The organism is Methylophilus sp. 14 (assembly GCF_015354345.1).
Taxonomy (GTDB): Bacteria; Pseudomonadota; Gammaproteobacteria; order Burkholderiales; family Methylophilaceae; genus Methylophilus.
This window is the reverse complement of sequence record NZ_JADKYS010000008.1, coordinates 1-14016: the sequence shown is the minus strand read 5'-3', so window position 1 is coordinate 14016 and position 14016 is coordinate 1. Positions and strand designations below refer to the sequence as shown.

The 14016-nt window shown below is 51.6% G+C and carries 11 protein-coding genes; 9 read left to right on the top strand and 2 right to left on the bottom strand.

Features of this window, described 5'->3' with window-relative positions; translation table 11 throughout:
- The first annotated feature begins 31 nt into the window (after positions 1–31).
- The 4 genes from INP78_RS13650 (at position 32) to adk (ending at position 3865) form a co-directional block, all read left to right on the top strand.
- Positions 32–1315 carry a peptidylprolyl isomerase gene (locus INP78_RS13650; RefSeq protein ID WP_194742812.1) on the top strand — a complete coding sequence of 428 codons (1284 nt, stop codon included), beginning with the start codon at positions 32–34 and terminating at the stop codon, positions 1313–1315.
- 4 nt (positions 1316–1319) lie between these two features.
- Positions 1320–2330 (top strand): 4-hydroxythreonine-4-phosphate dehydrogenase PdxA, encoded by a 1011-nt coding sequence (gene pdxA / locus INP78_RS13645; protein WP_194742753.1) that lies wholly within the window; start codon positions 1320–1322, stop codon positions 2328–2330.
- Positions 2327–3115 carry a 16S rRNA (adenine(1518)-N(6)/adenine(1519)-N(6))-dimethyltransferase RsmA gene (gene rsmA / locus INP78_RS13640; protein ID WP_194742752.1) on the top strand — a complete coding sequence of 263 codons (789 nt, stop codon included), beginning with the start codon at positions 2327–2329 and terminating at the stop codon, positions 3113–3115. Before pdxA ends, rsmA begins: the two co-directional genes overlap by 4 nt.
- Before the next feature lie 96 nt (positions 3116–3211).
- A complete protein-coding gene (gene adk, locus INP78_RS13635; protein ID WP_194742751.1) occupies positions 3212–3865 on the top strand; it encodes an adenylate kinase in 654 nt (217 codons plus the stop codon).
- Between the two features lie 58 nt (positions 3866–3923).
- On the opposite strand, the gene INP78_RS13630 is transcribed toward adk, so the two are convergent.
- Positions 3924–6125, bottom strand: a complete 2202-nt coding sequence (locus INP78_RS13630) for a TonB-dependent receptor (protein WP_194742750.1) — start codon at positions 6123–6125, stop codon at positions 3924–3926.
- A gap of 313 nt (positions 6126–6438) precedes the next feature.
- Between INP78_RS13630 and leuS the strand changes: the two genes are divergently transcribed.
- From leuS to nadD, 5 genes are all read left to right on the top strand, one after another.
- Positions 6439–9054, top strand: a complete 2616-nt coding sequence (gene leuS, locus INP78_RS13625) for a leucine--tRNA ligase (protein WP_194742749.1) — start codon at positions 6439–6441, stop codon at positions 9052–9054.
- Between the two features lie 13 nt (positions 9055–9067).
- Positions 9068–9586, top strand: a complete 519-nt coding sequence (gene lptE, locus INP78_RS13620) for an LPS assembly lipoprotein LptE (protein ID WP_194742748.1) — start codon at positions 9068–9070, stop codon at positions 9584–9586.
- 2 nt (positions 9587–9588) lie between these two features.
- A complete protein-coding gene (holA, locus tag INP78_RS13615) occupies positions 9589–10629 on the top strand; it encodes a DNA polymerase III subunit delta (RefSeq protein ID WP_194742747.1) in 1041 nt (346 codons plus the stop codon).
- A 23-nt stretch (positions 10630–10652) separates the two neighbouring features.
- Positions 10653–11909, top strand: a complete 1257-nt coding sequence (locus INP78_RS13610) for a glutamate-5-semialdehyde dehydrogenase (protein WP_194742746.1) — start codon at positions 10653–10655, stop codon at positions 11907–11909.
- Between the two features lie 134 nt (positions 11910–12043).
- Positions 12044–12691: a nicotinate-nucleotide adenylyltransferase gene (gene nadD / locus INP78_RS13605; RefSeq protein WP_194742745.1), complete on the top strand. Its 648-nt coding sequence runs from the start codon at positions 12044–12046 to the stop codon at positions 12689–12691.
- Between the two features lie 7 nt (positions 12692–12698).
- Here nadD and rlmF read toward each other — a convergent pair whose 3' ends face one another.
- Entirely contained in the window at positions 12699–13589 is an 891-nt protein-coding gene (gene rlmF / locus INP78_RS13600) for a 23S rRNA (adenine(1618)-N(6))-methyltransferase RlmF (RefSeq protein ID WP_228522908.1), read from the bottom strand.
- Between the last annotated feature and the right edge of the window lie 427 nt (positions 13590–14016).

Genomic DNA, 14016 nt, shown 5'->3' with positions numbered 1-14016 from the left:
GAACCGTTTATCCAACCTGTTGTTATCCACGATGGTGTTTGCGTTTTGCGCATCACCTTCCACCGTATTATTCGCCGCAGACAAACGCCCCATCGAAAAAATGGACCGTATCATCGCCGTGGTCGACCAATCCGTGATTACAGAACGGGAAATGCTTAACCGCATGGAGTCGGTCAAGGCGCAAATGATTAAAAAAGGCGTCGAAGTCCCACCTGACGAGGTCCTGCAAAAGCAGATTTTGGAACGCTTGATTGTCGATAGCCTGCAACTGCAACTGGCCGCTCAAACCGGCATCAAGGTAGAAGATGCGCAACTGGATAAAACCATAGAACGGATTGCCGAACAAAATAACCTGACTTTACCTGCCTTCAAAAAAGCCCTCGAAGAAGACGGTACTCAGTTTTATAAATTTCGTGAAGATATCCGCAATGACATTATTATTGCCCGCTTGCGCGAACGCGATGTCGACAACAAGGTGAATATTTCCGAAGCCGAAATTGACAACTATTTAGCGACGCAAGAAAAAGAAGGCGACCTGGATGAGTTTAATATCTCGCAAATTCTGATTCGCTTGCCAGAAGACAGTTCACCCGAAGATATTCAAAAGGCCAGAGCCCGTACTGAACAAGTGACCAAAGCGCTGGCTGAAGGCATGAGCTTTGAAAAAGCCTCTGCCAACTTTTCTGACGCGCCGAATGCGCTGGACGGTGGCGGCTTGGGCTGGCGCAGTGGCCAGCAAATGCCCGCGCAGTTTCTGGAACTGGTTAAACCCCTACAAGCAGGCGGCGTGTCACGTCCTATCCGCAGTGGCACCGGGGTGCATATTCTCAAACTGAACGACAGACGCGCAGGCGCCAGCACCTTGATTGTGGATCAAACGCATGTGCGCCATATCCTGTTAAAACCGAATGAAGTACTGTCAGACAAAGAAGCCAAGCAAAAAATTGATGGCATCAAGGAGCGCATAGACCACGGCACGCCATTTCAGGACATGGCACGTCAATACTCAGACGATGGCAGCGCCTCCAGCGGCGGCGACCTGGGCTGGATCAGCCCCGGCGACACCGTACCGGTGTTTGAAAAAACTATGGCCGAACTGGCTGTCAACGAGGTCAGTGCGCCTATCCGCAGCCAGTTTGGCTGGCATATTATCCAGGTCCTGGAACGCCGCAAACAGGATATGTCTAAAGAATCCAAACGTTTAAAAGCACGCCAGGAAATCCGCGCCCGCAAAGCGGAAGAATCTTATAACGACTGGATCCACGAGCTGCGTGACAAAGCCTTTGTTGAAATGCGCTTAGAAGACAAATTCTAACCGCATGAGCCACTTGCCACGCATTGCCATTACCGCTGGCGAACCCGCCGGGATCGGGCTGGACATCTGCGTCAAACTGGCCCACACCGCCATGCCTGCAGCGCTAGTGGTATTAGCAGACCCAGCAGCGTTACAAGCCCGAGCCGCTCAGTTAGGCACGCCATTAGTACTGCACACCTATACAGACCGACTTACAGATAGACTCGCACCGCATGCAGGTGACGGCAGCCTGTATGTGCTGCCCGTGCCAACCGCTGCTCCCGTTGTCGCTGGTACTCTCAACGCAGCCAACAGCGCAGCCGTATTATCTATGCTGGACCGTGCGTTGGCTGGTTGCCAATCCGGCGAGTTTGATGCCATGGTCACCGCGCCGGTACATAAAGGGGTGATTAATGATGCGGGCATTGCATTTACCGGTCATACCGAATATCTGGCAGAAAAAACCAATACTGAACAGGTTGTCATGATGCTGGTCGGTGGCGGCATGCGCGTTGCGCTGGCCACTACCCACTTACCGCTCACGCAGGTCAGTGCGGCCATTACGGCTGACAGTCTCACCACTACCATCCGTATTCTGCATCATGACCTGGTGCACAAGTTTGGTATTCCGCAACCACGTATCTTTGTCGCCGGGCTCAACCCGCATGCAGGTGAGAACGGCTATCTTGGTATGGAAGAAATCAACACCATCAACCCGGTGCTGGAAAATTTACGCGCCGAAGGCATGCAACTCATCGGTGCCTTGCCTGCCGACACCATGTTTTCGCAAAAAAACCTGTCGCAGGCTGATGCGTTTCTGGCCATGTATCATGACCAGGGCCTGGCCGTGCTCAAGCACGCCAGTTTTGGCGAAGGCGTCAATGTCACCTTGGGCTTGCCGATTATCCGTACCTCAGTCGATCATGGCACGGCGCTGGATATCGCCGGTAGCGGCAAAGCCGATCTCGGCAGCATGCTCAGTGCCATACAACTGGCCATTACGCTGTCCAAAACACGCAACCATTCAAATACATGAAACACATTGCCAAGAAAAAATTCGGTCAAAACTTTTTAATTGACCAAGCGATTATCCAAAGCCTGATCAATGCCATCCATCCGCAAGCGGATGACCTGATGGTTGAAATCGGACCAGGACTGGGCGCGATGACGCAGCCTTTGATCAAACACCTAAATCATTTGCACGTAGTCGAAATCGACCGCGACATTATCCAGTGGATGCAGGGGTTTTATCCGCCCAAGAAAATCACCATCCACAATTCAGATGTGTTGAAGTTTGATTTCGCGACCATAGGCGAACGCATCCGCGTGGTGGGCAACCTGCCATATAACATTTCCAGCCCTATCCTATTCAAGCTGCTGGAAAACACCGCGCAGATCATAGACATGCACTTTATGCTGCAAAAAGAAGTGGTTGAGCGCATGGTCGCCGACCCTTCAAACTCAGAATATGGCCGCTTGTCTGTCATGCTGCAATACCGCTTGCAGATGGAATATATGGTCACTGTGCCGCCTGAGGCGTTTGACCCGGCGCCTAAAATCGAATCTGCTTTTGTACGCTGCGTGCCTTATGCCACCCTGCCTTACCCGGCCACCGATGAAGCCTTGTTTGCCAAAGTGGTCACGGCGGCCTTTGGCCAGCGCCGCAAAACCTTGCGTAATACGCTTAAAGGCCTGCTGGATGATGACGGTTTTACTGCATTGAATATCGACTCACAGCTACGTGCCGAAAACCTGAGCGTGGCCGAGTTTGTCGCCATCAGCAACTACCTGGCGGACCAGTCACAAGTCAATGAGGCTTAAGCCGAACTTGCGCAAAGCCGCGCGGGCTTAACCTGATTTAAAGTTTAGCCTGATATAATCCTGTTTTCACTAAAACCCAAACTTTTGGAGCATGTTATGCGTTTGATTCTGCTGGGCGCCCCCGGTGCCGGTAAAGGGACACAAGCCACCTTTATTAAAGAAAAATTCAATATTCCGCAAATTTCCACTGGCGATATGTTGCGCGCAGCAGTCAAAGCAGGCACTCAATTGGGCTTAGAAGCCAAAAAATTCATGGATGCAGGCGGTTTGGTACCCGATGAAGTGATTATCGGCCTGGTCAAAGAGCGCATTAAAGATGCTGATTGCGCCAATGGTTTCCTCTTCGACGGTTTTCCACGCACCATTCCACAAGCCGAAGCCATGAAAAACGCGGGTGTGGCCATTGATTACGTGGTCGAAATCGACGTGCCGGATGCAGCTATCGTTGAGCGCATGAGCGGTCGCCGTAGCCACCCGGCTTCTGGCCGTACTTATCATGTCAAATTCAATCCACCTAAAACCGAAGGTAAGGACGATGTCACCGGGGAAGACCTGGTACAACGTGATGACGACAAGGAAGAAGTCGTGCAAAAACGTCTGCATGTATACCATGATCAGACCGAGCAACTGATCGGCTATTACTCCGACTGGGCCAAATCTGGCGTTAGCGGCGCGCCACAATACGTCAAGGTCAACGGCCTAGGTGAACTGAATACGATTAAAGAAGAGATTTTTAGCGCATTGAAATAACCGCGCTCAAGCAAAAAAGCCCGCATCATGCGGGCTTTTTTATGGGTGCTAATGACGGTTAGAAGTTGTAACGGATGCCGCCAAATACCTGGCGCTGACGACCTACCACCATGCCATCCACGCGGCTAGTCAGGTACTCTTTATCGGCCAGATTGTAAGCGCTCACAAAATACGACACTTGGCTGCCGACAGGTCGGTAATTCAAGCTGGCATTGAGCAGTGCATAAGACGGAATACGACCAGTGCGCCCAGATAGTACATCTTCCTCTGAGCGGCCAACGCGGTAAGAGACGTCTTCCTGCTGCTCACTGACATAATCGACACCTATGCGTGCATCAAAGCCGACAGGATGCTCATACCCCAAGCTCAGTGATGCCAGATGCTTAGGCGCATACGGCAAGCGGTCGCCACTGAATACATCTGCTGCTGCATTGGTTTTTTTGAACTTGGCCGTAAACAGGTTGGTATAAGACCCGGCGAGATAAATATTGTGCGAAGAGTCATAGATCTGGCCAAAGTTAATGCGACCAGCCAACTCCACCCCGCTTTGCTGCGATTGCCCGCCATTGATAAACGAGCCGGAAGTCGGGCCAGCCACCACAATATCGTCAAAAATCGTATGGAACAAAGTGGTTTCAAATGTCACGCCCTTGATGTAGTTGGAACGCGCGCCCAACTCCCAATTGGTGCTTTCTTCGGGCTTGGTATTGACCACCACGGCAGTATTGGCGCCACCGGGTGCATGAATATCACGGTCTGGACGCGGTGGCGCAAAGCCTTTGTGGACACCGGCAAACAAAGTGGTTCTTGCTATGCCGTTCCAGGTGAGGCCAAAGCCAGGCAATACTTTGCTCTGATGGTTGGTATCTTTGGATTGCGGGTTATTCTGCACCGCACCTTCTGCGCGCAAAATATCGGTCCTGATACGCAAGTCCTCTATGCGCAAACCGGGCGTGAATGTCCAGTCGCCTACATAAAAGGTGTTTTGTGCATAGTAGGACTTGGCCTCTACATCCGTATGAATCTGCTCGCGGTGATCGCCAAAAGCTTCTGCATAGCCCTGGTTTTGGATACGAGGATCCCCACCACGGAACTGGTTACGCTGAATATCTTCACGGTGATAGCGGAATCCAAGCACGGCATTGCTTTCTACGCCAAACAAACTGTGTTGCAAATCCAGGCGCGGCTCTATGCCCCAATATTCGTACTCACGTGGACGCCAGCGGCCGCCGCACAACTCGGCATTGGCTTCGGTGGCGACGCCCAAGCCGGTACAGCGGTCCATCACCGAGCGCCCACCCAAACCACCCGGGTCGTTAATTTGCCGGAATGAAGCCCGCTCAGACTTGGCATAATAAGCTTGCGTACTCAGCTTTGCCTGTGCATTAATCTGAAACAGATGCTGTAATTGAAACGTCGTGCGCTCATGCTCGAATACATCATTTTTACCAGTCGGCGCCTGGTATTTGTCTTCATGGTATTCGACCAGGCCCAAGCCGGTTTCAGACACATGAGAGCTCTCACGGAAATAACTGGCCTTGGCAATCAGGGTGTGGCGGTCAGACAGATTTAATTGCCCTTTGGCAGTGTATTCCTGAATCTCGAAATCATGGTTATCACGAATGCCGTCGCCTTTTTTATGCAAGGCATCAATCATCAAGCCGCCACGCTCGTCACCGGCGCCAATATTGCCATAGAGGCTGGTAAAGTCATTGTTACCCAGCGTGGCCGTGACATTACCATGCACCTGGCCATCCGTCGGCACCGGACGTGTGACAAAATTAATCATGCCGCCCACGGTTTGTGGGCCATATAAAATCTGGCCAGAGCCCTTGACGACCTCAATGCGCTGCACACGCTCCAAAGGCGTTGTGTAATGCGCCGCCGGGTCACCATAGGGTGCCAAAAACAAGGGCATGCCATCCTCCATGAGCAAAGTGCGCGCCGTTCTACGCGGGTTTAAGCCACGCACGCCAATATTCACCCCCAGGCCAAAACTGTTTTCACCCACCACATGCACGCCAGGCACATTATTCAATGCTTCCTGAATGGAGAACGGGCGCCTTTCCTCCAGCGCTTTTTCATCCACCAGGTAATAAGAACCAGGCACTGACTCCAAACGGTCAGGCAAAATGCCTTTGACCACCACGGGCGCAATATTCAGTGTCGCATCCTGCCGCTCTTTGTCTTCTTCAGCAAACACCTCCATGGCTGGGTTAAACGCCAGCACGGTAGCCATCAATAAACTCTTTCTCTTCATGTGTCACACCCTCTTCTGTTTCTGTTGTTATAAAAAACAGAGAGTGGTGCTGCAATATTGATACCAGAAAGATGACGATAACAGTTATCTCGCTGTTTTAACTACATAAATTATATTTATATAAATAATAATGCCATTTCCAGTGTATTTGAGAAGACGGCAATCGGTTCATATCAACCCACTTTGAATGATATTGGCTGATATAAACCAAGATGACGCCTGAATGCCGTTGGCAACACATCGCAACGCAAAACATGCCTATCAGTTCTCGGGTATAATTGTCGCTTCATTTAGTTACTTTCAAGCCACGCACATGCAACAGCAGTATCCATTCAAAGAAGTCGAACAACAGGCACAACAACATTGGGAATCCAACCTGAGCTTTCAGGCCAAGGCCGAGAGCGACAAGCCCAAATACTACTGCTTGTCCATGTTCCCCTACCCCAGTGGAAAATTGCATATGGGGCATGTACGTAACTACACTATTGGTGACGTATTAAGCCGTTATCACCATATGAAAGGCTTTAACGTCTTGCAACCGATGGGCTGGGATGCGTTTGGCCTGCCTGCTGAAAATGCTGCGATTCAAAATAATGTGCCGCCTGCGCAATGGACGTATGACAACATTGCCTACATGCGCAAGCAGTTGAAATCACTAGGCTTTGCCATTGACTGGCAACGCGAACTGGCCACCTGCCAACCAGATTACTATAAATGGAACCAGTGGCTGTTTTTGCGTATGCTGGAAAAAGGCATTGCCTACAAAAAAACCCAAGTGGTGAACTGGGATCCGGTCGACCAAACTGTGTTGGCTAACGAACAGGTGATTGATGGCCGCGGCTGGCGTACTGGCGCAGTGGTTGAAAAGCGTGAGATTCCTGGCTACTACCTGCACATCACCGGCTACGCCCAGCAATTGCTGGATGACCTGGACAAATTACCAGGTTGGCCTGAGCGTGTGAAAACCATGCAAGCCAACTGGATAGGCAAGAGCGTAGGCGTACGTTTTGCCTTTACGCATGAGATCAAAAATAACGATGGCAACCTGATTGATGACGGCAAACTGTGGGTGTTCACTACACGTGCTGACACCATCATGGGCGTCACCTTCTGTGCCGTGGCTGCCGAGCATCCATTAGCTACGCATGCCGCACAACACAATCCTGCGCTGCAAGCATTTATTGAGAAATGCAAGCAAGGCTCAGTCATGGAAGCCGATATGGCAACCATGGAAAAAGAAGGCATGGACACTGGCCTGACAGTAGCGCACCCAATCACCGGTGAACAAGTACCAGTGTGGGTGGGTAACTACGTGCTCATGACCTACGGAGAAGGTGCCGTGATGGCCGTGCCCGCGCATGACGAACGTGACTTTGGCTTTGCTAAAAAATATAGCTTGCCGATCAAGCAAGTGATTAGCGTCGTCGATCAAAGCTTTGACCTGGGTGCATGGCAAGAATGGTATGGCGACAAAGCCAAAGGCGTATGTATCCATTCAGGCAAATATAATGACCTGACCTATACACAGGCTGTAGATGCCGTAGCCGCTGATTTGGCCGACAAAGAGCTTGGTGGCAAGCAAACCAACTGGCGCCTGCGTGACTGGGGTGTTTCTCGCCAACGCTACTGGGGCTGCCCGATTCCCATCGTCCACTGCGACAGCTGTGGCGATGTGCCAGTGCCGGACGACCAGTTACCGGTCAAATTGCCGGAAGACTGCGTACCCGATGGCTCAGGCAATCCGCTCAACAAACGCGAAGACTTCCTGAACTGTGCCTGCCCGAAATGTGGCCAGCCAGCCAAGCGCGAAACCGACACCATGGATACATTTGTTGATTCCAGTTGGTATTACGCGCGCTATGCTTCCGGCTTTAGCCCTGACGCCATGGTAGATGCACAAACTAACCACTGGATGCCTGTCGATCAATACATCGGTGGCATTGAGCACGCCATTTTGCACCTGCTGTATTCACGCTTCTGGAGCAAGGTCATGCGTGACCTCGGCCTGGTCAACTATGACGAGCCGTTTGCCAACTTGCTGACGCAAGGCATGGTGCTCAACCATATCTTCTCGCGTCGCACGGCCAAAGGCGGCATTGAATACTTCGCGCCAGAAGAAGTCGAACTGGTACAAGACGCGAACGGTAAAGTGACTGGCGCCAAATTGCTTAAAGATGGCTCTGCCATTGATTATCAAGGCATAGGCACCATGTCCAAGTCCAAGCGCAACGGTGTTGATCCGCAATCGCTGATCGAGCAATACGGCGCTGATACCGCGCGCTTCTTTATGATGTTTGCCGCACCACCGGAGCAAACGCTGGAATGGTCAGATAGTGGTGTCGAAGGTTCACACCGTTTCTTGAAACGTGTGTGGAATTTTGGTTACGCACTGTCTCAAATCCAGCCAACCGATTTGCCAAACAAGCTGACCGGCGAACTTGCCAACCACAGACGCGAAATCCACACAGTGTTGAAACAAGCCAATGTAGACTTGGCCAAACTGCAATTCAATACCGTGGCCTCTGCCTGTATGAAGATGCTCAACACATTGGAAAAAGTGCAAAAAGAAGCCGAGAAGGACTGGCAAGCCGTGGCGTTTGAAGGCTACAGCATCCTGTTGCGCGTGCTGTCACCGATTGCGCCACACGTGACACAAGTCATGTGGCAAAGCCTGAAACTGGGTGCAGATATCCTCACGGCGAAATGGCCTGAGCCAGCCAATGCCGCCCTGGTGCAAGACGAAGTGGAATACGTCGTGCAAGTAAACGGCAAACTGCGCGGCAGCATCAGCATCCCTAAAAGCATGGCCAAAGAGCAAATTGAAGCCACTGCCGTTAATCAGGATTTTGTGCAAAAATTCCTCAACGAAGGCAGCGTGAAAAAGATTATTGTAGTGCCTAACAAACTGATTAACATTGTGGTTGCTTAAAGAAAGGATGACCATGCTGCTTTCACACCTGACACCATTTCTGCCAAAGCGCTTTTGGCAAAATAGTGGCTGGCTATTGCTGATCGCAGCGTTATCCTCCTGTGGCTTCCAGCTCAGGCAACCTAACCCTGTGTCATTTAAATCGATTCAACTGCAAGGCAATACCCAGATTACGTCTGCGCTTAAAAAGAGCCTAAAAGAGCAAAATATTCAGTTGGTAGAAACGGCAGAAGAAGCTGAGCTGCAAGTGGAGCTGATCCATGAAGAAAATGAAAAACGCATTTTGTCCTTGAGCGGCACCGGTGTGGTACGGGAATACGAGCTTTATTATCGTGTGCAATACCGCACCAAAGCCAGCGATGAGCCAACATGGGGCCTACCTCTGATCATGGAAAGCCGCCGCGACTATACTTACAATGACTCTAACTTGCTGGCCAAACTGGCAGAAGAAAAGCGCCTGACCCAAACCATGCGCACCGATGTGCTTAATGGCATCCTGCGCCGCCTGTCAGCCTTGAAAAAAGCGCAATAACCATGCGCATCCAGGCTGCGCAACTGGCTCAACACCTGCCGCCCAAACAGCACTTGTTTGTGTTAGCGGGTGACGAGCCACTGTCCATCACTGAAGCCATCGACCAGATTCGTGCCGCGGCCCGTCAGCATGGCGCACAAGAGCGTGCCAGCTTTAGCGTAGAGCGTTATTTTAATTGGGGGCAAGTCAGCCAGTTTCTGCAAAGTTTCTCGCTGTTTGCCGAGCAACGTATCCTCGAAATCAACATCCCGACCGGCAAACCCGGCGTAGAAGGCGCTAAGGCTTTGCAACAACTGGCCGAACTGCCTGCTGCGGATACCACCATTATCATTACCCTGCCCACGCCTGACCGCGACATGACCAGCAGCGCCTGGTATGAAGCGCTGTTACAACATGGCGTGCTGTTGGTGCTTAACCAGGTGCCGCTGGCGCAACTACCAGAGTGGATTGCGCAACGCCTCGGCATGCAGCAACAAACCGCCGATGAAGCCGCACGCCGTTTTATTGCCGAACAGGTAGAAGGTAACTTACTCGCCGCGCACCAGGAAATCCAGAAGCTAGGATTACTGTATCCGCCGGGCCAGCTTTCCGAAGAAGCCATCCGCCAATGTGTGCTCAATGTGGCGCGTTTTGATGTCTCACAACTGGGCGAAGCCATGCTGCAAGGCGACCCCAGCCGTGTTATGCGTATTATTGAAGGCCTGCGTGAAGAAGGCGAAACGGCGGTGGCGGTGATGAACCCGCTGGTGTGGTTGTTCCGCCCTTTATTGCAGGTGCGGCTCGCCATGCAAAACGGCCAGGCGGTGCAGGCCGCCATGAGCCAGGCCAGGTTATTTGGTGACCGCCAGCAATTAGTCAAACGCGCACTGGAATTTTTGCCGCAAAAACATATCGAAGCTGCTTTGCAGAAATTGTCTGACATAGACCGCATGGCAAAAGGCGTGGGCGATGGTGATGCCTGGCTGGAGCTTTCGCGCTTATGCAGCGGCATTGCCCGCATGGCAGCCAACAAATCCAACAGAACTGCCGCAAGGTCTCGTTAAGATTTTAAGATAGAATGATGGTTATGGACATTCAACACTACATGAAACAACTTGGTGAGCAGGCACGCGCCGCCTCCCGTTTGATGGCAAAAGCTGACACCAATACCAAAAATCAGGCGCTGCGCAATATCGCCGCCTTGATTCGTCAACACGAAAAAGCGCTGCTGGCCGCCAACCAGCAAGACCTGGATGCCGCCAAAGCCAACGGTATGGAAGCCGCCATGCTAGACCGCCTCGCCTTGAGCGAAAAGTCTGTGGCGACGATGGCAGAAGGCTTGGAGCAAATCGCCAGCCTGCCAGACCCAATTGGCGAAATGAGCAACTTCAAATACCGCCCTTCCGGCATCCAGATTGGCCAGATGCGTGTGCCACTGGGTGTCATCGGCATTATTTACGAAGCACGGCCGAATGTGACCGTCGATGCCGCTGGCTTGTGCATTAAATCTGGCAACGCCTGTATTTTGCGTGGTGGCTCTGAGGCCATTCATTGCAACCAGGCGCTGGCCAAGCTCGTGCATCAAGGCCTGCAACAAGCGGGCTTGCCACAAGCCGCCGTGCTAGTAGTCGAGACCACAGACCGCGCTGCCGTGGGTGAACTCATTACTATGAAGCAATATGTCGATGTCATCGTGCCACGCGGTGGCAAAGGCCTGATTGAGCGCATCAGCAACGACGCGCGTATTCCAGTCATCAAACACCTGGATGGCAACTGCCATGTGTATGTGGATGACGAAGCCGATTTGGACAAAGCCCTGCGTATCCTGGAAAATTCCAAAACACAACGCCTGGGCACCTGCAACACCGCCGAATCGTTACTGGTTGCACGTAGCATCGCCAACACCGCCCTGCCTAAACTGGCCGAAATGCTAACCAGCAAAGGCATAGAAATCCGCGGTTGCGACGAAACACGTGCTTTGGTACCTCAAGCGATTGCCGCGACAGAAGAAGATTACTACACCGAATACCTGGCAGCGATTATCTCCTGCAAAGTGGTGAGCGGCGTCGATGAAGCGATTGAGCACATCAACCAGCACTCCAGCCAGCACACCGAGGCAATTGTCACCGAAAACTACACCAAAGCACGCCAGTTTCTACGTGAGGTCGATTCCAGCAGCGTCATGGTCAACGCCTCTACACGTTTCGCCGATGGTTTTGAATACGGCTTTGGCGCAGAAATCGGTATTTCTACCGACAAATTGCATGCACGCGGCCCGGTCGGTTTAGAGGGATTAACTTCGTTGAAATATGTGGTGTTAGGCGACGGCCACGTTCGCGCCTAATAAATCTTTAATGATCATTTCGGATGCAGCGCAAGGCGCACGGAGCGCAGAAAACGAGATAGTACTAGCTAGTACAGCGAGTTTGCGAGCACCGCGCAACACCGCGATCCGCCGAAAAAATTATTAAAGCCAGAATGGAAATCATAGGTATCTTTGGCGGCACCTTCAACCCCATCCACAACGGGCATTTGGTGCTCGCACAAACGGTGCTCAACACCCTGCACTGCACGCAAATCCGCGTTATCCCCGCGGCTGTGCCGCCGCATAAAGAAACCCCCGCCGTCACTGAACAACACCGTGCTGCGATGGTACAACTGGCGATACAAGATCACCCGAAGTTGGTGCTAGACACCTGCGAGTTAGAACGCCAGGGCACCTCATACAGCATAGAAACCCTGCACCTGCTACGCCAGCGTTTCCCAGACCAGGCGCTATGCTTAATGATGGGGCAAGACAGCTACCAGAAACTGCCGACCTGGCGCCGCTGGCTGGAGCTATTAGACTATTGCCACCTGCTGGTTGTACACCGGGCAGACCGTGACAAAACTTTATTGCTGCATGCAGAACATGAAGGCAAGTTAATCGACATCTCCACGGCACCGACTGCGTTTGCGCAGCAAGCCAACGGCCTCATCAGCTTTTTACCCGTCACGCCGCCAGACATTTCGTCCACCCGCATCCGCGAGCAACTCGCCCACAACCACCAGGCCACAATCGCTGAAATACCGCCACAGGTGCTGCTCTACATACAGCAGCATCACTTATATCAGCAATCCAATTAACGGCGCATCAGGCCCTTTTATGCGCAGAATCAGGCAAAGCCGCCTGAAACGTCCACGCCACAAAACGGCTCTGCTTCTGCCCTTGCGCCATCTCCACCGTTTTCACCGTCACCGCCTGCACCTTCTTTAACTGGCGATAGACCAGCGGCAAATTACTCGCCTTGGAAACCAGCGTGGTAAACCACACACACTGCTTGGCAAATAATCGACTCTCGTTAATCATCGTGGTTAAAAATGCCGCCTCACCGCCCTCGCAGAACAATTCATTAGACTGCCCGCCAAAATTCAGCGCTTGCGGTGGCTTTTTACCCAAGCCACGCCATTTGCGCTGCGTACCCGCCAACGCTTCTTCAGCGGATGCATGAAAAGGTGGGTTACATAAAGTGACGGTAAATTGCTCGGCCGGCAAAATCATGCCTTTAAAAATTAAGCTGGGGTTAGGCTGCTGACGCACACTAATCTGCTGCTGCAACCCATTCGCCTCAATGATCTGCTGCGCATTGCGCAAGGCTTTTGCATCAATATCCACACCCACGCATTGCCAGCCATAAGCATGCGAAGCAATCAGCGGATAAACCAGATTCGCACCCGTGCCAATGTCCAGCAGGCGCACTTGTTGAGTGATGCCGCTCTCAGCCAATAAATCCGCCAGGTAATGCACATAATCCGCCCGCCCAGGGATAGGCGGGCATAAGTAATTCTTTGGAATATCCCATACCGCCACGCCGTAGTATTGCTTGAGCAAAGCCTGATTAAGGGCTTTGACGGCTTGCGGATTAGCAAAGTCTATTGAGGCATCGCCATACGCATTTGGGCGGACGTATTGCGAGAGTGTTGGATGTGTTTGCATCAGCACAGAGAAGTCATAACCAGTTTGGTGCAGATTACGTGGATGCATATGTGAGGAGGACGACTGGGGTTTCACGAATATGAAATAGACATTAATCTGCTGAGACTACAGTAATAAACTAAATAATATCTAACGAACCATAGTGCTTTTACAAGGCAACAAAACGTGAAAAAACTAGGAGAAATCAGCCCAGTCGGTATTATCAGCTACAGCACTAAACAAATATGGTATTAACGGAGGATTCTCATCACTTCCGTTCATCATATGCCTTACATTCATTGGTACTGACAAAGTAGATTTTGGTGGAACATACTCGTTATCTATAATAATGAATTGAGTTTGTTTTAATTCGTTTTCGGCCAAATCATAAATTAACTTATAAAAAGACCCTACAACTTTGAATCGACCCGGCTAGCCTAGATATTTTCGAGCCTCTCGAAATACCGCCGTTCAAACTCTGCGGGAGCGAGTTGAT